The organism is Streptomyces sp. NPDC015139, from assembly GCF_043079785.1.
Lineage (GTDB): Bacteria > Actinomycetota > Actinomycetes > Streptomycetales > Streptomycetaceae > Streptomyces > Streptomyces albidocamelliae.
Genome location: NZ_JBIBUW010000009.1, coordinates 255590 through 279198, shown reverse-complemented (window position 1 = coordinate 279198; position 23609 = coordinate 255590). Strand labels below are relative to the sequence as shown.

16 protein-coding genes are annotated in these 23609 nt (G+C 74.7%); 12 read left to right on the top strand and 4 right to left on the bottom strand.

The genetic code is table 11. From position 1 onward, the window contains the following. Positions 1–84 precede the first annotated feature (84 nt). A complete protein-coding gene (locus ACF08B_RS25045) occupies positions 85–384 on the bottom strand; it encodes a putative quinol monooxygenase (protein WP_392319472.1) in 300 nt (99 codons plus the stop codon). 144 nt (positions 385–528) lie between these two features. Between ACF08B_RS25045 and ACF08B_RS25040 the strand changes: the two genes are divergently transcribed. The 5 genes from ACF08B_RS25040 to ACF08B_RS25020 all read left to right on the top strand — a co-directional run bounded on the left by ACF08B_RS25040 (position 529) and on the right by ACF08B_RS25020 (position 5965). After that, on the top strand, positions 529–1488 hold the full coding sequence (locus ACF08B_RS25040) for a GlxA family transcriptional regulator (RefSeq protein WP_392319471.1): 960 nt from the start codon (positions 529–531) through the stop codon (positions 1486–1488). A 59-nt stretch (positions 1489–1547) separates the two neighbouring features. Beyond that, on the top strand, positions 1548–2402 hold the full coding sequence (locus ACF08B_RS25035; protein ID WP_392319470.1) for a LytR/AlgR family response regulator transcription factor: 855 nt from the start codon (positions 1548–1550) through the stop codon (positions 2400–2402). 132 nt (positions 2403–2534) lie between these two features. Then, positions 2535–2921, top strand: coding sequence for a hypothetical protein (locus ACF08B_RS25030; protein ID WP_392319469.1), 387 nt, complete (start codon positions 2535–2537; stop codon positions 2919–2921). Positions 2922–2970: 49 nt separating this feature from the next. Continuing rightward, entirely contained in the window at positions 2971–4722 is a 1752-nt protein-coding gene (locus tag ACF08B_RS25025; RefSeq protein WP_392319468.1) for a cation acetate symporter, read from the top strand. A 34-nt stretch (positions 4723–4756) separates the two neighbouring features. After that, on the top strand, positions 4757–5965 hold the full coding sequence (locus ACF08B_RS25020) for a sensor histidine kinase (protein ID WP_392319467.1): 1209 nt from the start codon (positions 4757–4759) through the stop codon (positions 5963–5965). On the opposite strand, the gene ACF08B_RS25015 is transcribed toward ACF08B_RS25020, so the two are convergent. Together ACF08B_RS25015 and ACF08B_RS25010 are read right to left on the bottom strand one after the other, a co-directional pair. Then, on the bottom strand, positions 5962–6945 hold the full coding sequence (locus ACF08B_RS25015) for a trypsin-like serine peptidase (protein WP_392319466.1): 984 nt from the start codon (positions 6943–6945) through the stop codon (positions 5962–5964). The genes ACF08B_RS25020 and ACF08B_RS25015 overlap by 4 nt on opposite strands. A gap of 201 nt (positions 6946–7146) precedes the next feature. After that, a complete protein-coding gene (locus tag ACF08B_RS25010; protein ID WP_392319465.1) occupies positions 7147–7992 on the bottom strand; it encodes a tetratricopeptide repeat protein in 846 nt (281 codons plus the stop codon). Between the two features lie 136 nt (positions 7993–8128). Between ACF08B_RS25010 and ACF08B_RS25005 the strand changes: the two genes are divergently transcribed. From ACF08B_RS25005 to ACF08B_RS24990, 4 genes are all read left to right on the top strand, one after another. Next, a complete protein-coding gene (locus tag ACF08B_RS25005; RefSeq protein ID WP_392319464.1) occupies positions 8129–9454 on the top strand; it encodes a lanthionine synthetase LanC family protein in 1326 nt (441 codons plus the stop codon). Between the two features lie 146 nt (positions 9455–9600). Next, positions 9601–10038, top strand: a complete 438-nt coding sequence (locus ACF08B_RS25000) for a group II truncated hemoglobin (protein ID WP_392319463.1) — start codon at positions 9601–9603, stop codon at positions 10036–10038. Positions 10039–10119: 81 nt separating this feature from the next. Beyond that, the gene (locus ACF08B_RS24995; RefSeq protein WP_392319462.1) at positions 10120–17148 is read left to right on the top strand and encodes an amino acid adenylation domain-containing protein; all 7029 of its coding nucleotides are present in this window, start codon (positions 10120–10122) and stop codon (positions 17146–17148) included. Positions 17149–17245: 97 nt separating this feature from the next. Next, complete coding sequence (locus ACF08B_RS24990) at positions 17246–18004, top strand: thioesterase II family protein (protein WP_392319461.1); 759 nt, start codon at positions 17246–17248, stop codon at positions 18002–18004. A 22-nt stretch (positions 18005–18026) separates the two neighbouring features. On the opposite strand, the gene ACF08B_RS24985 is transcribed toward ACF08B_RS24990, so the two are convergent. Further along, positions 18027–18707: a 4'-phosphopantetheinyl transferase family protein gene (locus ACF08B_RS24985; protein WP_392319460.1), complete on the bottom strand. Its 681-nt coding sequence runs from the start codon at positions 18705–18707 to the stop codon at positions 18027–18029. 263 nt (positions 18708–18970) lie between these two features. On the opposite strand from ACF08B_RS24985, the gene ACF08B_RS24980 reads away from it, so the two are divergent. The 3 genes from ACF08B_RS24980 to fabD are packed head-to-tail and all read left to right on the top strand — an operon-like array spanning position 18971 to position 23499. Continuing rightward, entirely contained in the window at positions 18971–20203 is a 1233-nt protein-coding gene (locus ACF08B_RS24980; protein ID WP_392319459.1) for a hydroxymethylglutaryl-CoA synthase family protein, read from the top strand. A gap of 7 nt (positions 20204–20210) precedes the next feature. Next, a complete protein-coding gene (locus tag ACF08B_RS24975) occupies positions 20211–21044 on the top strand; it encodes an enoyl-CoA hydratase-related protein (RefSeq protein WP_392319458.1) in 834 nt (277 codons plus the stop codon). A 46-nt stretch (positions 21045–21090) separates the two neighbouring features. Beyond that, the gene (gene fabD, locus ACF08B_RS24970) at positions 21091–23499 is read left to right on the top strand and encodes an ACP S-malonyltransferase (protein ID WP_392319457.1); all 2409 of its coding nucleotides are present in this window, start codon (positions 21091–21093) and stop codon (positions 23497–23499) included. The last annotated feature ends 110 nt before the right edge of the window (positions 23500–23609 follow it).

Here is a 23609-nt window from a genome sequence, read left to right as displayed (position 1 = left end):
TTCACGGCCCGCGGCCCGGGGGTGGTGGTGTGCGGGCCGCCGGGCGGCGGCGCGGTGCGCGCGCCGCCGCCCGGCGCCTTCCGGTCAGGGAAGCTTGACCGCCAGGAGGTCGACGGGACGGATGTCCGGCGCCTCGCTGAGCATCGTTTTGGCGGCGTCCATCAGCGCGGCGGCGATCTTGCCCTGGAGGTGTCCCTGGCGCCCCTGCTCGTCGTCGAAGGTGTCGAAGACGCCGAACGTGGTGGCGCCCTGCCGGAACGCGAACCAGGTGACGGTGTGGTCCTCCGCCCGGGCCAGTTCGAGCGCGTCGCGCAGCAGGCCTTCGACCGCGTCGGCGTACTCGGGCTTGGCCTCGATGCGTGCCAGCAGTCCGAGTTTCGTCATGGTGCACTCCCGTGGTGTGGATCTTCGTGGAAGGTGTGCGGTGCCGGTACCGGGCACCGGATCTCGTCCGGACACCGAGAACGCTATGCCGCCCGGACCGCCCCACCCAGTGTCGGAAACGACGCGGTCGATATCGTTTCCGTCATGGACATAGCTGTGCTGGCCTACGACGGTGTCTTCGACTCCGGGCTCGCGGCCCTGCTCGACGTGCTGGACGGGGCGAACGCCCTGCGGGAGGAGCTGCCCGAGCCGCCGCCCGCCCTGACGGTCACCACGATCGGCTTCCGCAGGCGGATCCGCACGGGCGCCGGGCACCTCGTGGAGACCACCCCCGTCGGGACCGCGGAGCGTACGGACCTGCTGGTGGTGCCCGCCCTGGCGGAGCGGCGCCCCGACGCCCTGATCGCGCACGTCTCGGGCCGGGACGCGGCGCCCGTACGACGCCTCGTCGCCGACTCCCGTGAACGCCGTACCCCCGTCGCCTCCGCCTGCACGGGCACGTTCCTGCTGGCCGAGTCCGGGATCCTGGACGGGCGCCGGGCCACGACGAGCTGGTGGCTGGCGCCGTACTTCCGCAAGCGCTACCCCGCCGTGACGGTCGACGAGAGCCGGATGGTCGCCACGTCCGAGGGGGTGACCACGGCCGGTGCGGCCTTCGGGCACGTCGACCTGGCCCTGGCGATCGTCCGGATGAGCAGCCCCGTCCTGGCCGAACTGGTCGCCCGCTACCTGGTCGTCGACGAGCGGCCCTCGCAGGCGGCGTACACGATCTCCGCCGCGCTGGCACAGAGCGATCCGACCCTGGCGGCCTTCGAGCGCTGGGCCCGGGACCACCTCGACGAGCCGCTCTCCATCGCCGACGGGGCACGGGCCGTCGGCGTCAGCGAGCGCACGCTCCAGCGGGCCGTTCGCCGCACCCTGGGCACCTCACCCGTCGGCTTCGTGCGGGACCTGCGCGTCGAGCGCGCCTCGCACCTGCTGCGCACCACGGACCTGCCGCTGGAGGTCGTCGCCCGCAAGGTCGGCTACGAGCACGCCAACACGCTCCGCATCCTGCTGCGCGAACGCACCGGGGAAACGGCGAGAACCCTGCGCGGACGGTGACCCGGGTCCTCTGCCGACACCCGCGCCCGGTCCCGGCCGAGGGTCTACACTCCCGCCCCATGCTGCGCGTGCTGGCGGTCGACGACGAGGAACCGGCCCTGGAGGAACTGCTGTTCCTGCTGCGGGCCGATCCCCGGGTGCGCTCCGCCGAGGGAGCCCTGGCCGCGACCGACGCACTGCGCCGGCTGGGCCGTGCCCAGAACGGCGGACCGGGCGGCGCGGACCACGTCGACGTGGTGTTCCTGGACATCCACATGGCAGGGCTCAGCGGGCTGGACGTGGCCGGGCTCCTGACCGGGTTCGCCGCGCCGCCCCGCGTCGTGTTCGTCACCGCGCACGAGGACTTCGCCCTGCGGGCCTTCGACCTCAAAGCCGTCGACTACCTGCTCAAGCCGTTGCGCCGGGAGCGCCTGGCGGAAGCGGTACGCCGGGTCGCGGAACTCGTCGAGGCCGACCGCGCCACCCGCGCCGTACCGTCCCCGCCCCCGTCGTCGGAGGCCGCGGCGAACGCGGGCACGGGCGCGGTCCCGGGGCTGCCGCGTCCTCCTGCCTCCCCCCTCGCGGACCACATCTCGGTGGAGCGCGGGGGAGTGACCCGCTTCCTGCCCATAGCCGACATCACCTACGCCGAGGCACACGGCGACTACGCCCGGCTGTACACCCGCGAGGACAGCCACCTGGTGCGCATTCCGCTGTCGACGCTGGAGGAGCGCTGGCGGGCCAGGGGGTTCGTCCGGATCCACCGGCGCCATCTGGTGTCGGTCGCCGGCATCGAGGAGCTGCGGGTCGACGCGGGCAGCCTGACGGTCCGGGTCGGCGGCGCGGTACTCGCCGTGAGCCGCCGGAACGCCCGGGAGCTGCGGGATCTGCTCCTCAGCGACGCCAAGGCGGGCCGGCCGGGCAACGGCCGCTGATTCCGGGGGAGTCCGGCGCGGGAGCGGAGGTCACATTCGGGGACCGAGCCGGTGCCGCGGCCTATCCCCGGGGATTTCGCGATGCGTACACTCCACTGCGAACGGTGATCATCGTGGGTCGGAGGCTGCGGCATGAGTGCTCCCGGGACTCCCAGGCGTGAAGTCGTCACCTGGACCCCGCTGACCCCGCGCGCGGCGCAGGGTCCCTCCCGTCCCGCCCGTGAGATCCGTGCGCGCGAGGAGCTGTCCGCCGTCGACTCCGCGGTCCTGCGGGCCTTGATGCGGCGCCAACTCCGCCTGGCCATGGCCACGTTCGGGCTGCTCGTCGCGGTGATCGGACTGCTGCCCCTCGTCTTCACGGCGCTGCCCGCACAGTCGCCCTGGCCGGGCCGGGCGCTGATCGTGTGGGCCGTGCTCGGCGTGGCGGCCTACCCCGCACTCGTGCTGATCGGCCGGTGGTACGTGGTACGCGCCGAACGCAACGAACGGGACGCCGGGGACCTCGTCGGGAGGGCCTGAAGGTGACCGCCGCCGAGCCGTGCGCCGGCCACCCGTCCGGAGTCGCCGGGTGAACCAGACGTACGGCATCGTGGCCGTGTCCGCGGCGGTCGTCGCGACCCTGGTGATCGGGTCGACGGGACTGCGCGTCTCCCGCACCACCTCCGACTTCTACGTCGCCTCCCGCACCGTGCCGCCGTACCTCAACGCCATGGCCGTCAGCGGCGAGTACCTCTCGGCGGCCTCCTTCCTCGGCATCGCCGGACTCGTCGCCGCCCAGGGCGTCGACATGCTGTGGTTCCCCGTCGGGTACACCGCCGGCTACCTGGTCCTCCTCGCGTTCGTCGCCGCCCCGCTGCGCCGCTCCGGGGCCTACACGCTGCCCGACTTCGCCGAGTCGCGCCTGGAGTCGAGGGCCGCGCGGCGGGTGGCCAGCGTGCTCGTCGTCGGCGTCGGCTGGCTCTACCTCCTGCCCCAGCTCCAGGGCGCCGGCCTCACCCTGGGCCTGGTCACCGGCGCACCGAGAGAACTGGGCGGCGTGCTCGTCGCGGTCGTCGTCACCCTGGCCGTGGCGGCGGGCGGGATGCGCGGGATCACCTTCGTCCAGGCGTTCCAGTACTGCCTGAAGCTGGCCGCGCTCCTGGTGCCCGCGCTGTTCCTGGCCGCCGCCTGGCACGGCGACCCGCGCCCCGGAGCCGCTCTGGACGAGCCGCCGACCTTCCGGCGGCACACCGTGGTCACCGTGGACAGCACCGTCCGCCTCAGGATCGCGGAGCCGCTGCGCGCCGACGTGACCGGCACCGTGGACGGCGAGCGACACGACGGCGGCCGTGTGTCGCTGGGTCCGGGCGTGCACGAGGTCCGGGCCGGTACGACACTGCGGTTCCCGCCGGACACCCCGGTGCCCGAGCGCGACGCCGACGGCGGCTGGCACACCGGCGCCTCCAGCTGGGCGACCCCCCTGTCCGGCGGCAGGGACGACCACCCGCTGTACACGACGTACGGGCTGATCTGCGCGACCTTCCTCGGCACCATGGGACTGCCCCATGTACTGGTCCGCTTCTACACCAACCCCGACGGCCGCGCGGCCCGGCGCACCACCGTGATCGTCCTCGCCCTGGTCGGCGGCTTCTACCTGCTGCCACCCCTGTACGGTCTCCTCGGCCGTGTCTACGCCCCCGACCTGCTCCTGACCGGCAACACCGACGCCGCCGTCCTCGTCCTGTCCGAACGCCTCGTCGGAGGCGTCGTCGGCGACCTCCTCGGCGCCCTGATCGCCGCCGGTGCCTGCGCCGCCTTCCTGTCCACCGCCTCCGGACTCACCCTGTCCGTCGCGGGCGTGCTCAGCCAGGACGTCCTGCCCTCCCTGGGCGTCCGCCACTTCCGGCTGGCGACGCTGCTGGCGATCGCCGTGCCCACCACGGCCAGCGCGGCCGTCAGCGGGCTGCCCGTCGCCAACGCCGTGGGGCTGGCCTTCGCCGTGGCCGCCTCGTCCTTCTGCCCGCTGCTGGTGCTCGGCATCTGGTGGCGCGGACTCACCGCGCCCGGCGCGATCGCGGGCCTGCTCACCGGCGGGGGCAGCGCCCTCACCGCCGTCGCCCTGACCATCGCCGGACCACTGGCGGACGGCTGGGCACACACCCTGCTCGCCTGGCCGGCCGTGTGGTCGGTGCCGCTGGGCTTCCTCACCATGATCCTGGTCTCCCTCGCCACCCGGCACCGGATCCCGGCCGGCACCGAGGCGGCCATGGCCCGCCTCCACCTGCCCGAGCGCCCCGCAGGGCGGAGCGGCGCCCACCGCCCGCCGGGAGCGGCCTCATGACGACCTGCCGGTCCACCGCCCCGGAGGCCCCCGCATGATCGCGCTCGCCCTGCTCGCGGGCGGCGCCCTGCTGTTCGCCGCGGGACTCGCCACCGGCCGGCTGGTGGTGCGCCGGGCCGCCGAGGAGCGGGCGGACCTCGGTACGCCCGTGGAGCGCGCGACCTTCCACACCCTGCACACCGCTTCCGTGGCCGCACCCCCGCTGCGCGCCGGACTCACCGAGGACGCGGCGCGCAAGGCGGTGCGCCGCCTCCGTCCGCTGTTCGGCTCGGCCGCCCTCGCGCTCACCGCCGAGGACCGGACGCTGGCCTGGGACGGCCCCGGCCGGCATCACGAGGAGGCGGCCCTGGACCGGGCCCGCCAGGTGCTGGGCACCGGCCGTACGCGGACCTTCACCGTCGACTGCCGGGATCCGGACTGCCCGGTGCGCTGGGGCGCCGCCGCGCCGCTCACCGTCGACCGGCGGGTGCTCGGCGCCCTCGTCGTGCTGGGCGCCAGGGAGTCCGCCCCGGTGGTCCGCGCCACCGAGGAGGTGGCGCGCTGGGTCTCCGTACAGCTCGAACTCGCCGACCTCGACCGGGCCCGCACCGGTCTGATCGAGGCGGAGATCCGGGCGCTGCGCGCGCAGATCTCCCCGCACTTCATCTACAACTCGCTGGCGGCGATCGCCTCGTTCGTCCGCACCGACCCCGAGCGCGCCCGTGAACTCCTGCTGGAGTTCGCCGACTTCACCCGCTACTCGTTCCGTCGGCACGGCGAGTTCACCACCCTCGCGGAGGAACTGCGCTCCGTCGAGCAGTTCCTGGAGCTCGTGCGCGCCCGGTTCGGGCAGCGCCTGGAGGTGACCCTGCAGATCGCCCCCGAGGTGCTGCCCGTGGCGGTTCCCTTCCTGTGCCTCCAGCCCCTGGTGGAGAACGCGGTCAAACACGGACTGGAGGAGAGCGTCGAGCGCAGCCGGATCACCATCGCCGCGCAGGACGAGGGGGCGTTGGCCCGGATCGTCATCGAGGACAACGGGGTCGGCATGGAGCCGGACCGGCTCCGCCGGATCCTGCGCGGCGAGGGCAGCCCCTCGTCGGGCATCGGGCTGCGCAACGTCGACGAGCGGCTGCGGCAGGTCTACGGGGACGAGCACGGCCTCGTGATCGAGACCGGCGTCGGGGCAGGCATGAAGATCACCGCGCGGATTCCCAAGTACCGGCCCGGAGTGCACAGTTCGCCCCCGCGTGACCGCCTCGGCTAGGCGGCCTGGGCCTTGTCGTACAGGGCCTTGACGACGTCTCCGAAGTACGGGCCGAACATCCGGTTGGGCAGGAAGACGTAGCCGAAGCTGTTCACGGAGACCTGCAGCCCGGTACCGGCGGACTCGCTGAACCCGGTGAACCAGGGGCCGCCGCTGGACCCGCCGGTCATGTTGCAGCCGAGGCTGTGGTCCTGAGAGAAGAGGAAGTCCTTGGAGCTGTTGCCGCTGCAGTAGATCAGCTTCGTGCCGTCGTACGGCGACGCGGCCGGGAAGCCGAAGGAGTACATCTGCTTGTTGTAGCCGCCGTTGAACTGGATGCCCTGGGCACCGACGACCGAGCTGAGGTTCCGGCCGTTCAGCGGGGTGACGACCGCCGCGCCGACGTCGTAGTTGATGTCCTCGCTCGCCTCCCACTGCGGGGTGGTGAGGGTCTTGGCCGCGCTCCACTGCCCGTAGGGTGCGTTGCCGTTGTCGTAGCCCGGTACGAAGACCCAGTTGGTGTGCCAGCTGCCCTGGTACTTCACACAGTGCCCGGCGGTGATGACGGTGCTGGCGTTCTGGCTGGTCACCGCGTTGCCCGTGCAGGACGCGGTGCGGCCCTGGAAGGTGAAGAACACCCGCCCCGAGGTCGGGACGACGGCGCCGCCACCGGTCCACGGTCCGCCGGCCTGCGGGAAGGAGGCGGGGGCGGCGGTGGGTGCGACGGTCGTGGAACTCGTCCCGGCGCGCGGGGTTTCCACGCTCCTCGCGGCCTGCCGGGTGAGCAGCAGATCGAGGGGAGTGGCGCCGCGCATGCGCTCGGGGGTCCAGAAGGTGCGGGCCCGGTGCTGTTCGGCGGCCGGGGCGGTGCGGACCGCCGCCGACGGTCGGTGGGCCGTGTGCCGGGGCGCCGCGTCCGCGGCACCGGCGCCGGCGAGTCCGCCGGCGAACAGGGCTCCGACGGCCAAGAGTATGCCCGCGGCAGTGCGATGGCGTCTCACGCAGGTCTCCTTCTGCCGTGCCCGGACTGGTCGGGTCCGGGCAGGGTGGGGGAACGAAGAACGGTGCGGATGGACGGACGTGCGTGACGCAGAGTGCCATGGAACCGTAAAATTGTCAGGATCCTGTCAATGCGTTGTCCGGAAGACGCGCCTGTGCGCGGCACGCACACCGAAGTACGTGCCCGCGGACGGAAGTTGCGGTCAGGTGTGTGACCCGTCAGGGGTGTCGGCACGGTCGAGAAGGTCCCGGGCCTCGACGGTGCGGCGGTGGTCCGGGCCGAAGGCGGACAGGCAGGAGGCGTGGGCGGTCGCGGCCAGAGCACGGGCCTCGGCGTCCCGTCCCAGCCCGAACAGGGCCGTGGAGAGAGCCAGTTCGACACCACCGATCTCCGAGCGGCCCTCGCCCTCGGGCAAGCCGCGGCGCAGCTCGTCGGCATGCCCGGCCTCGGCGAGCGCCTCGGTGTGCCGGCCCTGGCCGTTCAGGCTGCGGGCCAGACCGAGGAGCAGGACGAGGCGGAACCTGTCCCGGTCGCCGTGGGCGGCCAGGGCTTCCCGGGCGACGGTCTCGGCCTCGGTGTGCCGGCCCAGGCCGTTCAGGGCGAAGATCTGTCCGTTGCGGGCGGCCGACGCCAGGAGCGCCATGTGCGGGCCGGCGCCGCGGCGGGCGATCCTGGCCAACGCCGAGCACTCGGCCTCGCTCTCCGCGTACCGGGCGAGCGCGCTCAGCGCCTGCGCCCGGTCCGAGCGCAGCTTCAGGGTCTGCGGGTGGGCGGCACCGAGAATCCTGCCGAACTCCGGCAGCAGCCCGTCGTACGCGGCGACGGCCTCGGCATGGCGGCCCTGGGCGTTCGCCGCCAGCGCGGCCATGCCCAGAGCCAGCGGCGCGTACGGGTCGTCGCGCAGCCCGGACCGGGCGGCCGCCACGGCGCGGCTCTCGGCCTCCGCCTCCGCGTAACTCCCGCCCTGATACAGGGTCATGGCCCGGATCAACGGCGATTCCTTGGTCTGCCCGGCGCCGTCGCGGCCGCGGGACCGGAAGAACTTCATGCCCGGAGCATAGGGGGAGGCACCCGCGCGGCCACGGCAGGGGGCCTTGCCCATGACCTGCTCGTTCCGTCGAGTGGGCCGGAGACGCAGGACCCGGGTCTCAGGGAGCACCACGCACGCGTTGTAGCGTGACCGCGTGGCGGCGAACGAGGTGTACCGGGAACTGGGCGAGAGTGCCTGGGCATGGGTGTTGCGGCAGATCCGCGAGGACGACGGCCCCTGGCTGCCCGAGATCGTCCCGGAGGACGGCGCGCCTGGGGAACCGGCGCCGGACCGCGACACGCTGTACGCGGGAATCGCGGGCCTCGCCCCGGTGCTGGCGGAGATCGCGCGGTACCGGGAACCGACCGCGGGCGAGCGGAGCCTGGCGGACGCAATCGTCTCCCGGCTGTCGGCGCAGGCCGCGCACCGAGCCGAACCGTCCCTGTACGACGGCCTGGCGGGCGACGCCATGGCACTCAGGCTGCTGGCCCCGGGCGCGGAGTCGGTCGCCCTGCGGCGGCTGGCCGACCTGGCGACCCCCGACGGGTGGCGGACCACGCTCGAATTCGAACCCGGTTCCGACGCCCCCCTCAACGACATCGTCATGGGCAACGCCGGAGTGGTGCTGACGGCGGTGTGGGCGGGCGGTGAGTCCGCGGAGGCCATCGCGACGACGGGCTGCGAGGCGCTGCTGCGCGTGGCCGACCGCACCGAGGCGGGCCTGGACTGGGGCATCGCCCCGGGCGCCACCTCGAAGTGCCCGAACTACTCGCACGGCACCGCCGGAGTGGCATCGGCGCTCGCCGTGGCCGGCGTGACGCTCGACCGCGCGGACTTCGTCGAGGCGGCGGTGGAAGGCGCCCGGCACGTGGTGTCCATGCGCTCGTTGGAGGGCGGGGGCCTGGTCGTCCCGCACACCATCCCGCCCTCCAAGCGGGAGGTGGAACCGGTGACCTACACCTGGTGCCACGGCCCGGCGGGCACCTCGCACCTGTTCGCCGCGCTGGCGCACGCGGGCGTCGCCGAGGTGTCCGGCCTGCCGGTCGGCGAGCTGCGGGACCGCTGCCTGACCTCGCTGCTGACCTCCGGAGTCCCGGAGCGACTGCGCCCCGGTTTCTGGGACAACGACGGCCGCTGCTGCGGAACCGCGGGCGTCGGGGACGTACTGCTGGACGCGGCACAGGACTGCGGGACGCCCGCTCGGGCGGACACCCTGATGCGGGCCGCGCGCACGATGGGCGACGCGCTGGTGACACGGGCGATCAGGGACGACACGGGCACGCGCTGGCGCTTCCTGGAACACCGCCAGGACCCGCCGCTGCTGCCCCCGGGCACCGCGTGGATGCAGGGCGCGGCGGGCATCGCGGCGTACCTGCTCCGCCTCGCCCGCTTCGTCGAGACCGGACCGGACGCACCGGTGGTGGACCGCCCGGACCAGTGGTGGGCCGTGCCCGCGCGCCTGCGCGCCACCACCGCGTGACAGGAGCGGCGGCCCCCGGCCGGCTCGACCCGCCGCCCGCCCCGGCCGCCGCCCCCGCCTGCGGAGGTGCACAAAGTTGAGCAGCCGGGGCCAGGCGCCCCGGCGTACCGTCCCCGCTGGTCGAGCGGCACACGGAGGGCGGATCCATGACGACGATGTACGAACACGTCGGCGGTGAGAAGGCGTTGCGCCGGTTCGCGGAGCACTTCCACCACACGGTGCTCGACGACCCGCTGCTGGCACCCCTGTTCCGCGCCGGCTCACCGGACCACGCCGACCACCTGGCGGCGTTCTTCACCGAGATGCTCGGCGGTCCGGCCCGGTACACCGGGGAACTTGGTGGATTCATCGCCCTGTTGCGGGCCCATCTCGGCATGCGGATCACCCCGGAGATGAGCGAGCGGTTCGTCACGCTGATGCTCGCGTCCGCCGACGCGGTGGGGCTGCCCGACGACGACCGCTTCCGCAAGGCGTTCACCGCCAACATCGAGAAGGCGGCCGGTTTCACGACCAAGGCGTCGCAGGACGAGAACCATCCCATGCTCCAGCCGCCGTACCCCGAACTGGGCCGCTGGCAGTGGTGAACCGGCCCTGCCGATACCGACCACCGAACCCAGGGGGGATCGTTGAAGCCCGCGGAGCCCGTCACCGCGTCATCCGCCGAGGTGACCGCCAGCGCGACCTGTGAGCGGCTGCTCGGCATCCTGGAGCCGCTGGTCGCCCAGGGCCGCCCACTGGACCCGGACGGCGAACTCGCCGACGCCGGACTCTCCTCGCTCGCCGCCGTACGACTGATGCTGGACATCGAGACGGAGTTCGGGATCGAGGTGCCCCTCTCCCGGCTCCTGGACTGCCGCACCCCGCGCGACCTCGCCGCCTGGATCGACCAGGACACGGGCGAGGAGTCCGCCGGCGGCTCCGGCCCGCTGGACGTGGTCGCGGCCCCGGACTCGCGGTACGAACCGGCACCGGCGACCCCGATGCAGGAGGCCTACGTCGTCGGCAAGTACCCGGAGCTGGACCCGGACGCCCTCGGCTGCCACCACTACCACGAGTTCGCCTTCGGGGAACTGGACGCCCCCCGCCTCGCCCGGGCCTGGAAGCGGCTCGTCGAGCACTTCGACGCCCTCCGTCTGACCGGCGTCGGCCGCAACCAGCGGGTCCAGGAGCACGTGAACGTGCCCGAGCCCGCCGTCCACGAGACCCCGGACCCGGACGCCCTTCAGACCGAGGCGGCCGCCGTCCGCCGCCGGCTGTCGCACCACCGGTACCCGCCCGGGCAGTGGCCGCCGTTCCAGGTCGAGATCTGCCGGGAACCCGCCGGACGCGCCGTGGTCCACCTCAGCCTCGACGGCACGGTCACCGACGCCCACGGCACCGATCTGCTGCTGCGCCACTGGTGGCAGGCGTACACGGACGACGGCCACCGGCTGCCCGAGGTGCCGTTCACCCTCCGCGACACCCTGGACGCCCTCGCCCGCCACCGCGACTCCGAGACACACCGGGCCGCCGTCGCCCGCGCCGCCGAACGGCTCAAGGGCCTGCCGGGCGGTCCCGCCGTCCTGCTGGCCGCGCCCCCCGAGCCGCCGCCCGGCCTCGACGGCCATCTGCGCACCCCGCGCCGCGGCCGGCTCACCCCGGCCCAGTGGGAGGGGCTGCGCGCCCGCGCCGCCGCGCTGCGCGTCTCACCCACCTCGCTCGTCCTGACCGCCTTCACCGACGCGGTCGCACCGCCCGGCTCCGACGAGCCCTTCACGCTCGTCCTCACGACCACCGACCGGCCGCGCCTGCCGGCCGCCGCCGAGGAACTCGTCGGCCCGTACACCTCCGGCTGTCTGCTCGTCGTGGACCCCCGCACCCAGGGGTCGGCCCTCGACGACGCGGCCCGCACCACCCACCAGCGGGTGTGGGAGGCGTTGTCGCACGCGTCGGCCGGCAGCGTCGAGGTCCTGCGCGAACTGCGCGCGCACGGCGCCGGGTCGCCCGCGCTGCCCGTGGTCTTCACCAGCCTGCTCGACGTGGGCCGCGACGGCTCCGGGCGGGGCGGCATGGCGCGCCACGAGCGCCACGCCGTCGGCCAGACCTCCGGGATCGCGCTCGACCACCAGATGCGCGAGCACGACGGCGGCCTCGACTTCCGCTGGGACACCGCCGACGCGCTCTTCCCGCCGGGCACCCCCGACGCCCTGTTCGGCCGCTTCTGCCGGCTGCTCCAGGCCCTGTGCGAACCGGTGCCCGACGCCGCCGTACCCCCGCGGGAACTCCAGCAGGCCTATCTCGTGGCCCGCCTCGACGGGGCCACCGGCCGCGGCTGCCAGTACCACCAGAGCTTCCACGTCGACGACCTCGACGTGAACCGGCTGCGCACCGCCTGGCGGGAACTGGTGAGCGCCCACGAGGCGCTGCGCCTGCGGGCCGGGGCCGACGGCACGCTCCGGGTGCTGGACGGCGCGCCGGCGGACGCCTGGATCCCGGTCGCCGACGTACCCGAGGACGTGGACCCCGACGCCGTCGACCGTGCCGTCCGCGCCGACCTGACCCACCGCTCCTTCGGCCTGGACCGGGGACCGCTCACCGACCTGAGGGTCGTCCGTTCCCCCGGCCGGCCGGCCACCGTGCACCTGTCCGTCGACCTGCTGGTCGGGGACGCCCGCAGCATCGTGCTGCTCGCCCGGCAACTCCTCACCCGGTACGCCGACCCCGCGGGCGCCCCGCCCCCCGCGACCCGGCTGCCGCGAGAGCCCGGGGACGCGACCGGGGAAGCCGCCGCGTACTGGCGCGACCGGCTGGCCGGCCTGCCGGCGGGTCCGCCGCTGCGGGACGAGGATCGAGCGCCGTGCCCGCGACGCCGGGAGCGGGTGTTCGGCGACCGGGCGGCCCTCGCCGCCTGGGCCGGCCGACGGGGAGTGACCCTCGACGCGACCCTGCTGGCGGCCTACTGCGCGGCCCTCGGCGCGGTGTACGACGAGCCGTTCGCCCTCCCGGTGGTGTGCTTCACCGGCGCGGACACGGCCCGGCCCGCCGAGTTCACCGAGCTGACCTGGGTGCGCTCACCCGCCCGCGGCACCGGCCCCGCGGCCGCGGCCCGCGCCTGCCACCGGCAGCTCACCGCCGACCTGGCCGAGGGCGGGGGCGCCGGACTGTCCGAGATGCGCTCGTACGTCATGCGGCGCCGCAGGGACGAGCGCTTCGAGCACCCCGTGGTGTTCACCACCGTCCTCGACGTCACCGGCCGTCCGCTGCCCGCCGGCGTCCGGCCAGGCCCCGCCGGCACCGCGACCACCGACGTGGCCCTGGACTGCGTGACCGTCGACGACGGCGGCACCCTCCACCTCGCGTGGGACGCTCTGGACGACCGCTTTCCCGAAGGGCTGCTGGACACGGCGTTCGCGCACTACGTCGACACGCTCACCCGGCTCGCCGAGGAAGTGGACGCGCCGGACGAGGGCGTCACCGGTGCGCCCGTGCCCGCAGCGGCCGACGAGCGCGATCCCGAAGCACCCGCGGCGGCCGGCCCACCGGATGCGGGAACGGCCGACGGCCACGACAGCGAGCGGCACCGCGTCCTGTACGCGTGGAACGACACCGCCCGCCCCTACCCCGCCGAGGGCCCCGTCCACCTGCTCTTCGAACGGCAGGCCCGCCTCCGGCCCGACGCGGTGGCCCTGCGCTGGCGCGGCGGCACCATGACCTACGGCGAGCTGAACCGCCGGGCCAACCTCGTCGCGCACCGGCTGCGACGGGCGGGCGTCGGCGAGGACACCTCGGTGGGGCTCTCCGTGCGCCGCGGCCCGGCGATGGCCGTGTCCGTGCTGGCGGCCTTGAAGGCGGGCGGCGCCTACGTTCCGGTGGACCCGTCACTGCCCCGCGACCGCGCCCACGGCATGCTCGGGGACACCGGCACCGGCCACCTCCTCGTCACGGACGGCGGCCCCGGCTGGCAGGTGCCGGACGGCGTACACCTCGTCGACCTGGACGCCACCGACGTCACCGGCGCGCACCTGCCCGACCCGGGCGACCCGGAACCCGTCACCGGAGCGGACTCCGTCGCCTACCGCCTGTTCACGTCCGGCAGCACGGGCCGGCCCAAGTGCGTGGTCGTCGCCCACCGTTCCCTGCACAACCTCTTCGACTGGTGCACGCGCACCTTCGCGTTCGGTCCGCAGGACACCGGGCTGTGCGTCACCTCCCTCGGCTTCGACCTGTCCGTCTTCGACATCCTCGGCCTGCTCGGCCACGGGGCCGCCCTGTACATCGCCGACGAGGCCGAGCAGCGGGACCCGGAACTGCTCGTGGACGCCCTGCTGCGGGAACCGGTCACGTTCTGGAACTCCGCGCCCACCACGCTCGCCCGGCTCGCCCCGCTGCTCCAGGAACGCCGCGGGCACCCGGGCACCGGCGACCTGCGCCTGGTCTTCCTCAGCGGCGACTGGATCCCGCTGTCCCTGCCCGACGACGTCCGCCGCGTGTTCGGCCGGGCGCGGGTGATCAGCCTCGGCGGCGCCACCGAGGCCACCGTGTGGTCCAACTGGTTCCCCGTGGGCGACATCGAACCGGAGTGGCGCAGCATCCCGTACGGCAGGCCCATCGACAACGCCCGCTACTACGTCCTCGACGAGCGGCTGGAGCCGTGCCGCGTCGGCGAGGAGGGTGACCTCTACATCGCCGGAGACGTGCTCGGCATCGGCTACCACGGGCAGCCGGAACTGACCCGGGAGCGCTTCGTCCCGGAGCCCTTCGCGGGCGGCCCCGAGGCCCGCATGTACGCCACGGGCGACCGGGCGTGCTTCCGCAGCGACGGCGTCATGGTCTTCCTGGGACGGCGCGACCACCAGGTCAAGATCAGGGGCTTCCGGGTCGAACTCGGCGAGATCGAGCACCGGTTGCGCAGCCACCCCGCCGTGCACGACGCCGTGGTCGTCGCCCGGCCCGACGGCAGCGGGGACCGGCGGCTGGTCGCGTACCTGCTCGCCGAGCCGGGCGGCGTACGGCCCTCGGTGTCCGAGCTGCGCGCCCACGCGGCCCGGACCCTGCCCGACTACATGGTCCCGAACTTCGTGGGATTCCTGCCGTCGTTCCCCGCCACGGGCAACGGCAAGCTGGACCGGGACGCGCTGCCGTGGCCGCTGCCCGCGCCCGACCGGGCACCCGATCCCGTGCTCGATCCCGTGCCCGATCCCGCACCCGATCACGCGCTCGGCTCGCCCGGCGAGGAGGCCGGATCCGCGCAGGACGGACCCGGTACGACCGCCCCGGCGACCGGGCCCGAGGAGCCGGCCCCCGCCGAGACGGCCGGCGGCACGGACGGGCAACTCCCGGCGTTCCCGCCCGCCGGCCGGCTGGCGGACGAGATCGGTGCCCTGCTCGCCGGTCTCATCGGTGTTCCGGAGCTGGACCCGACGCTCGACCTCTGGGACCAGGGCGCCACGTCCTTCACCCTGGCCCAGCTGTCCTCGGCGCTCAGGGCCCGCTACGGGCGCCGTATCCCGGTGTCGGCCCTGCTGGCTGAGCCCACGGTGACCGGGATGGCCCGCCATCTCGCGGGCCCCGACACCCCCGACACCCCCGCACCAGCCGGCGCGGACCTCGCCGCGGCCGCCTCTCCCACGGAGGCGACGCGACCGCCCGAGCCCCGCACCGACCCGGAGGCCGTGGAGTTCTTCTCGCCCGAGGACCGCGACCGGTACAAGTCGGCCGCCTGGCACCTGCGCCGGCGCCACGACGACGAACCGCTCCTCGTGCTCGACGGGCCGCTCCCGCCCGCGGAGAGGTACCGGGAACGGGCCACGCACCGGGACTTCGCCGACGGGCCGCTCCCGCACGAGGACTTCCTCGCCTTCCTGAACGCCCTGCGCGCACGGCCGTCGGGCGACGGCCCCCGGCGGCTGTACGCCTCGGCGGGCGACACCTACGCCGTACAGACCTATCTGCACATCAAGCCCGGGGCGGTCGAGGGCATCCCCGGCGGCCTGTACTACCACCGGCCGGACGACCACGCGCTGCAGCGTGTCACCGCCGACCCCGGCATCGACCGCACCGTCCACTTCTCCTACAACCGCGCGGTCTACGACCGGGCCGCCTTCGAGGTGTACCTCGTCTCGGAACCGCGCGGCATCGAACCGCTGTACGGCGAGGAGTCGGAGCTGTACCTGGCCGTCGAGGCCGGCTACGTGGGCCAGTTGCTGATGAGCGGCCAGCGGGAGACCGGCGTCGGCCTGTGCGCCGTGGGCGGTCTCGCCTTCGGCCGCGTCCGTGACGCGCTCCGGCTCCACCCGGGCCAGCGGCTGCTGCACGCCTTCCTCGCCGGGCCCCTCGCGCCCGCCGCCGGCGCCCGCCCGCAGCGGCCCGCCGTGACCACCGGGCTCCGGACCGGACCCGGACCGGCGCCCCGGGCGGCCTCGGCGGAGATCGCCGTCATCGGGGCCGCGGGCCGGTACCCCGGTGCGCGCAACGTCGACGAGTTCTGGGACAACCTGCGGTCGGGGCGCCGTTCGGTCGGCCCGCTGTCCGCCGAGCGGCTGGCCGCGCTGGCGGCCGCCGCCGGACCCGGCACACCCGCAGCGCACACGGAGGCGCTGCCCCACGGCGGGTATCTGCCGGGCGGCGACGGGTTCGACGGGCGCCTGTTCCGCATCTCGCCCCGGGAGGCCGAGGGCCTCGATCCGCAACTGCGGCTGCTGCTGCCCGTGGTGTGGCAGTGCCTGGAGGACGCCGGTCACACCCCCGGCAGCCTGACCCGCGACGGCGAGCGCGTCGGGGTGTTCACCGCCGCGATGTGGCACGACCACCGCCAGGCCGGCGAGGCCGTATGGCGTGCGGGCGGCCCGGCCCGGCAGGCGGGCGCCGCCTCCGACCTCCCGGCCCGGATCGCGCACTGCTTCGGATTCGAGGGGCCCGCCGTCGCGGTGGACACCGCCTGCTCCTCCTCGCTGACCGCCCTGCACCTCGCCGCGACCAGCCTGCGGCAGGGGGAGTGCGACGCGGCGGTGGTGAGCGGAGTCAACGTCGTCACCCACCCCTACCACCTGGCCCTGCTGCGGGACCTGGGCCTGTCGGCGCACCGGCCGGGAGCGGGGGCCTTCGCCGCGGAGGACGGCGGCTGGTCGCCCGGGGAAGGCGCGGGAGCCCTGCTGCTGCGCCCGCTGCGGGACGCCGTGGACCGCCGCGACGTGCTGCACGGGGTGGTCGAGGCCACCGGTGCCGGCGCGGCCGGCCGTCCCGGACCGTTCGGCATGCCGTCCGCCGACCCGCTCGCCCGCTCGCTCGCCCGCATGCTCGACCGGCACGGCCTCACCGGCGCGGACATCGGCTACGCCGAGTGCGCCGCCTCCGGCGCGCTGCTCGCCGACGCCGCCGAACTGGACGCCCTGCTCTCCGCGCTGCGGCCGCCGGGCACCACCGGCCCCCTGCTCGTGGGCACCGTCAAACCGCACATCGGCCACCTGGAGGCGGCCTCCGGGCTGTCCCAGCTCACCAAGGTGCTGCTGCAGCTGCGCGAGCGGACGCTGGCGCCCACCGCCGTCGCACCCCGGCGCACCGAGCTGGCGGACTGGACCCGGCTCACGGTCGCCGACACCGCCCGGCCCTGGACCCCCACCGCCCCGGAGGCCCCCCTGCGCGCCCTGGTCAACGCGGTCTCGGCGACGGGCGCGTACGGCCACGCCGTGCTCCGCTCCGCGGACGGCGACCGGTGAACGCGCCGGCGGCGGCCGACTATCCCAGGAGCCCCTGCGGCCCGCCTCCCGCGCGCCGCACCGGAGGATTCGAGAGGAACCGAGTGAGGGGACACCGGTGACCGGTACCTGGCTGAAGAGCGGAGACGCCACCTGTGACGCGCCGCTGCGCCTGTTCTGCTTCGCCCACGCCGGTGGCGGAGGCGGCTTCTTCCGGCCGTGGCGGGAGTTCGTCCTGCCCGAGGTCGAGGTGTGCCCGGTGATCCTGCCCGGCCGGGAGACCCGGGTCGCCGAACCCGCCCACCGGAGCATGGAGGAGCTGATCGGCCCGCTGTGCGAGGGCCTGGCCCCCTACCTGGACCGGCCGTACGCGCTGTTCGGCCACAGCACGGGGGCGGCCGTCGCCTACGAGGTCGCGCGCCGCTTCCAGGACGACCCGCGGCGCGCCCCGCGCCGCCTGCTGGTCTCCGGGCGGCGAGCCCCGCATCTGGCGGCCCGGCGCCCGCCGTTCGCCGGTCTGGCCGACGACGACTTCCTGCGGGTCGTCGCCGAACTGGGCGGCACCCCCCAGGAGGTGATGCGGCAGCGCGATCTGATGCGCATGTTCCTGCCCGCGTTGCGCGCCGACTTCCACCTGAACGAGTCGTACCGGCCGCTGCCCGGCCCCCGGCTGCGCTGCCCGGTGTCCGGGTTCACCGGAGACCGGGACCCGGAGGTCACCCCGCTCGAACTGAGGCTCTGGGACACCGTCTCCGACGGCCCGTTCCGGATGCGGGTGTACGACGGCGACCACTTCTATCTGACCGGGCTGCCCGAGCCGTTGCGCACGGACCTCCTGGAGGACCTGCGCACCGACATCCGGCAGACGGTGTCCTGACCCGCCGCGGTCACCGCCGGTCTCACGGCGGGCCGGAGTGCCGTACGACCGTCACGTCCGGCCCGTCACCCCGGCACACCGCCACCGCCGTGACATGGCGGGGGCCCTGGGACCACTGGGCGAACTGCCACCGCCTGCCGTCGTCGTCGGCCGCGACGGCGAGCCGCGGCGCGCCCGTCGCGTGGAGTGTGAAGGCGTAGGAATCCGAGGGCAGCAGGAAGCCGAGGCCCCGCGCCTTGCCGTAGGCCTCCTTGAGCGTCCACAGGCGCGGGAACACGGCGGCGCGCTCCGCCGGCGGCGCCGCGAGCACCCGCGTCGCCTCCCGCGGGTGGAACATCGCGCGGGCCACCCGTACCGGGTCGACCGGGCGGTCCAGCACCTCCACGTCGACTCCGCAGTCCAGTTCGGGGCAGACCAGGCACACCACCAGGTCCGGGGCGTGGGCGACGCTGAAGCGCAGCCGGGGCACGGTGCGCGGTCCCGCCGGCTCGGGCCGGCCGTGCGGGCCGGTGGTGAAACGCCAGTCCGCGGGCGCGACGTCGGGCACACAGCGGCTGAGCGCGGCCCGCAGCAGACCGCGCGCGGTGACGTACAGCAGGCGGTCCTCGTCCCGGCGGAAGGCCGCGAGACGCCGCCGCTCCCGGGCCGACGGCAGCGGACGGTCGCCGTACGTGCCCGGGGCGACGGCCCACACATGGGCCACAGGAGCGCCGGTGACCGCGTGACGCAGCGGAAGCGGAGCGGGCGGCCGGGACCGGGACGGCGGATCCCCATCCGTTCCGCTGTGCACAGCCGCCTCCCGATGCCGTTGGCCCCAACGGCCCACGCCCCGGGGGTCCTCGGAGCGAGCCTGCGGCCGACGGATCCACCCGTGCCGTTCAAAAGTGAGCAGATCCAGGAGGCCCACGACGGTTACAACCGGGAGAGCCGGGGCCCGGTGGGCGGCCCCCGACCGCGGGAGCGACCATGGCCGTCGGCATCGAGGCGATCAACGCCTATGTGGCACGCGCCTGTTTCGGCGTGGCGGACCTGTTCCGCGGCCGAGGCCTGGACATGACCCGTTTCGACAACCTGATGATGCGTCAGAAGTCGGTCAACCTGCCCTGCGAGGACGCGGTCACCAACGCCGTCAACGCGGCCAAGCCGCTCGTCGACCGGCTCGCCCCCGAGGAACGCGAGGCGATCGAACTCCTCGTCGTCGGCACCGAGTCCGGGCTCGACCTCGGCAAACCCATCTCCACCTACATCCACCACCACCTCGGGCTCAGCTCCCGCTGCCGCTCCTTCGAGGTGAAACACGCCTGCTACGGAGGCACGGCGGCGTTGCAGACCGCGGCCGGCATCATCGGCGCGTCCCCCGTCGGCACCGCCAAGGCGCTGGTCATCGCCGCCGACGCGCCCAGCGCCGCCGCCCGCGGCACCTACTGGGAGCCCTCCGAGGGCGCGGGCGCCGTCGCCCTCCTCGTCGGCCGCGACCCGCGGGTGCTGGAACTCGATCCCGGCGCCAGCGGGCTGCACACCTTCGAGGTGATGGACACCCTGCGGCCCCGCCCGGACCTCGACGTCGTCGACTCCGACGTGTCCCTGCTGTCGTACATGACCTGCCTGGAGCGCAGCTTCGCCGCCTACCGCGAGCGCGTGGCCGGGGCCGACGTCGTCGACAGCTTCGAACACCTGGTGCTGCACACCCCGTTCGCCGGCATGGTCAAGGGCGCCCACCGCATGCTGCTGCGCAGTCACAGGGGCATGGGGCCCCGCGACGCGGCCGAGGACTTCACCCGCCGGGTCGCCCGCACCCTCGAATACGGCTCCCGCGTCGGCAACCTCTTCTCCGCCTCGCTCTACCTCGCGCTCTGCTCCCTCCTCGACCACGGCCGCCCCGAAGTGCCGTGCCGCATCGGCCTGTTCTCCTACGGCTCCGGGTGCCAGTCGGAGTTCTTCAGCGGTGTCCTGCGCGAGCGGGCCGTCGCCGAGGCCGGGGCCATGCGCATCGGTGCCGCCCTCGACGCCCGGCGCGAGCTGACCATGGCCGAGTACGACGCCGTGACCGAACTCGGTGGCGACCGCGCGTTCGGGGTGCGGGACCTGGACGTCGACACCAAACCCTACGCGGACCTCTACGACGACCTGTTCGACGGAGCGGGACTGCTGATCCTCGACCGCATCGAGAACTTCCACCGCCTCTACTCCTGGAGCTGACCGACCGATGAGCCACGGCACCGTGCGCGTCCAGCACCAGGACCCCGCCGTCCTGCGGATCACCCTGGCCCGCCCCGAGCGCGGCAACACCGTCGACTCCGACCTGATCGCGGACCTGCACGGGGCGCTGGACACCGCCGAGAAGTCCGACACCTGCCGGCTGGTCCTGATCGACTCGCCGGGCCAGGTGTTCTGCAACGGGATGGACATGGCGGAGGCCGCGGCGGAGGAGGCCTTCGGGCCGTCCTCCGGGAGCACGGCGTTCGGGCCGTCCTCCGGGAGCGCCGGCGACGAAGGGCTCGGCCCGGCCGCGTCCGACGGGGCCGGCTTCTTCCGGCTGCTGCGCCGGATCACCGAACTGCCGAGACTGACCCTCGCCTGTGTGGACGGGCGGGTCGCGGGCGGCGGGGTCGGGCTCGCCGCGGCCTGCGACCTCGTCCACACCACCGAACGCGGGGTGTTCAGCCTCCCCGAGGCGCTCTGGGGTCTCCTGCCCTGCACCGTCCTGCCGTTCCTGATCCGCCGCACCGGCTTCCGCACGGCCGGCACCATGACCCTCACCACCCTGCCGCTCACCGCCCAGGAGGCGGTGCGGCGCGGACTCGCCGACGAACTCTCGCCCGATCCGGGAGTGCTGGTGCGGCGGCTGCTGTCCCGCCTGACCAAGCTCGACGGCCGGCTCATCGGGGAGGCCAAGGGCTACCTCTCGGCGCTGCACCCCCTGACCGCCGAGACCGAGCAGCGGGCGGTCACCGCGTTCGCACGGCTCGCCGCCGCGCCGGGAGTCCGCGAGGGCATGGCGCGGTTCGCCGCCGAAGGACGCTATCCGTGGGAGCGGTGAGGCCGCCGACCCGAAGCCGCCGACCGCACCGCAGGGAGGAGCGCGGATGAGCGTCGTATGGGCGTTTCCCGGCCAGGGCTCACAGCGCAAGGACATGGGTGCCGGTCTCTTCGACCGGCACCCGGGAGTCGTCGCCCGGGCCGACGCCGTACTCGGCCGCTCGGTGCGCGAACTCTGCGCGGACCAGGAGGCGTTGCGCGACACCCGCGCCCTCCAGCCCGTGCTCTACACGATCAGCGCCCTGACCTATCTGGACCTCGCCGCCCGGGGGCCGCAGCCCGACTTCATGATCGGACACAGCCTCGGCGAGTACAGCGCGCTCTACGCGTCCGGGGCGGTCGACTTCGAGACCGGACTGCGTCTCGTCGTCGCCCGCGCCGACATCATGGGCGGCACGAGCGGGGGCGGGATGCTCGCCGTCGTCGGCCTGGACGTCGACCGGCTGCGAGAGGTGCTGCGCCGGGAGGGCGCGGACGACATCGATCTGGCCAACCACAACTCGCCGGTGCAGAGCGTCCTTTCGGGGCCCGAGGAGTCGATCCGCGGGCTGGCGCCCGTGCTGCGGCGTGCGGGCGCGGGCAAGTGCGTGCTGCTGCACATCAGCGTGGCGGCCCACTCCCGGTACATGGCCGAAGCGGCGCGGCGGCTCGGCGCGGTCCTCGACACCGTCACCTTCCGCGAACCCCGGGTCCCCGTCGTCTCCAACGTCACCGCCCGGCCGCACCGTGCCGACGAGATCGCCACGCGGCTGCGCGAGCACATGTGCCAGGGGGTGCGCTGGTGGGAGAGCCTCGCCCACCTGGTCGGCCACGGGGTCACCGACCTCGTCGAGATCGGCCCCGGAAACGTCCTGACGAAACTGTGGGCGGTGGCACGGGCGGAACTCCCGGGGCCGGCAACGGGGGAGGAGACGGTGGCGGGGGCGCGCACGGAGGCGGAGGCCGAGGCCGGGGCTGAGACCGAGGTGTCCGGGGCGGCCCGCCGGGTACCGGCCGACGCATCGAGGGCGGTGCCCCCGTCGCTCGGGGCGGTGACGCCCGCCGAGGGGCCGCCGGGCGCACCTTCCCGCGCGCGTGCCGGGCGGCTGGCGGCCGAACGGCTGGGAGCGGCGCGGTTCCGGGAGCGCTACGGACTGCGTCTGGCCTGGGTGGCGTCCGGAACCGGCGACGGGGCCGTCGGGGAGGAGGTGTGCCGGGCGGCACGGGAGGCGGGTCTGGCGGCCTTCGCCGACCCGACGGATCCCTCGGTTTTCGCCGACCCGACGGGTCCGGCGGTCCTCGCCGGCCCGGCCGGTGCGACGGTCGCCGACCCGGTGCGGGACGAAGCCCGGACCGAGGAGGCCGCCGTCGGGGCACTGGTACCGGCCGTGACCGCCGCGGCCCGCCACGGCTGGGGGATCGGTCTGCGCGCCGGGCCCGGCGCGGACCGGCTGGTCACCCTGCTGCTCGCCCGCGGAGTGCGCCACGTCGAGGCCGACCACCCCTACGGCCCGGACGCGGCCCTCGTCCGCTTCCGCTTCACCGGTGCCCGGCGCACCCCGGCAGGCACCCCCGTCGCCCGGCGGCACGTCCTCGCCCGGGTGTCCGGGCTCGACCAGGCAGCCGCCTTCCTGCGGCCCCCCTCGTCGGCCCTGCTCGCCGAACTCGTCCGCACCGGCGGGCTGTCGGCGCCGGAGGCCGACGCCGCCCGGGAGCTGCCCGTCGCCTCGGACCTGGCGGTCCAGGCCCCGGCCGGCTGGCACGCCGACGGCGCCGACGCCTATCAGCTGCTGCCCTCCGTGGCCGCGCTCGCCGCCCGTGGCCCGGGTCCGGAACCCGTCCACGTCGGCCTGCGCGGCGTCGTCGGCACCCCCGAACAGGCCGCCACCGCCTTCGCGTTGGGCGCCGCCTTCCTCGTCTCCACCTCGCTCACGGCCTGCGCGCCGAACGCCCGGCTGTCCGCGGAACTCGGCCGGACCCTCACGGAGGTGGGGGACGACGACATCACCTGGGCGCCCACCGAGCGGTACGCCACGCTGGGTGTCCCCGCGCGGGTGGTCCGGCGCGGCACCCTCTTCCCGGCCCGGGCGAACCTGCTGCACCGCCTCCTGCGCGCACACCGGTTCCTCGCCGAGGTCCCGGAAGCCCGGCGGCGGCACATCGAGGAGGAGGTGCTGGGCGGGCCGGCCGCCGAACCGCCGCCCGGAGCCGTCGACGGTGGGGTCCGCACGGCCGACGTCTTCCGCTGGTACGTGCGCGAGACGGCCCGCCGCACCAGTGCGGGGGGCCCCGTCCGGCCCCTGGACCACCAGCTCCCGTGCGACCCGGAACTGACGCACTTCAACCGCGCGGCCGTCGGAACCGAACTCGCCGCACGGCAGGCCCGCACCCCCGGCGCGGTCGCCGGACACCTGCTGACAAAAGCCGCGGAACTCCTGGACGCGGGCGTGGTGATCCGGGCTGAAATGCGCCCATGAATGAGCGGACACACCAAGCAATCGCCGATACGGTCTGCGACGGACAGTGGCGTCCCGTACACGGGACCTCACGGGCATGCCGCGTGCCCGGACCGACACGGACCGAGCAG

Excerpts from the sequence above, each read along its gene's own strand:
- ACF08B_RS25040 (WP_392319471.1), top strand. The coding sequence starts at position 529 with ATGGACATAGCTGTGCTGGCCTACGACGGTGTCTTCGACTCCGGGCTC.
- ACF08B_RS25010 (WP_392319465.1), bottom strand. The coding sequence starts at position 7,992 with ATGAAGTTCTTCCGGTCCCGCGGCCGCGACGGCGCCGGGCAGACCAAG.
- ACF08B_RS25030 (WP_392319469.1), top strand. The coding sequence starts at position 2,535 with ATGAGTGCTCCCGGGACTCCCAGGCGTGAAGTCGTCACCTGGACCCCG.
- ACF08B_RS25035 (WP_392319470.1), top strand. The coding sequence starts at position 1,548 with ATGCTGCGCGTGCTGGCGGTCGACGACGAGGAACCGGCCCTGGAGGAA.
- fabD (WP_392319457.1), top strand. The coding sequence starts at position 21,091 with ATGAGCGTCGTATGGGCGTTTCCCGGCCAGGGCTCACAGCGCAAGGAC.
- ACF08B_RS25000 (WP_392319463.1), top strand. The coding sequence starts at position 9,601 with ATGACGACGATGTACGAACACGTCGGCGGTGAGAAGGCGTTGCGCCGG.
- ACF08B_RS25045 (WP_392319472.1), bottom strand. The coding sequence starts at position 384 with ATGACGAAACTCGGACTGCTGGCACGCATCGAGGCCAAGCCCGAGTAC.
- ACF08B_RS24980 (WP_392319459.1), top strand. The coding sequence starts at position 18,971 with ATGGCCGTCGGCATCGAGGCGATCAACGCCTATGTGGCACGCGCCTGT.
- ACF08B_RS24975 (WP_392319458.1), top strand. The coding sequence starts at position 20,211 with ATGAGCCACGGCACCGTGCGCGTCCAGCACCAGGACCCCGCCGTCCTG.
- ACF08B_RS25020 (WP_392319467.1), top strand. The coding sequence starts at position 4,757 with ATGATCGCGCTCGCCCTGCTCGCGGGCGGCGCCCTGCTGTTCGCCGCG.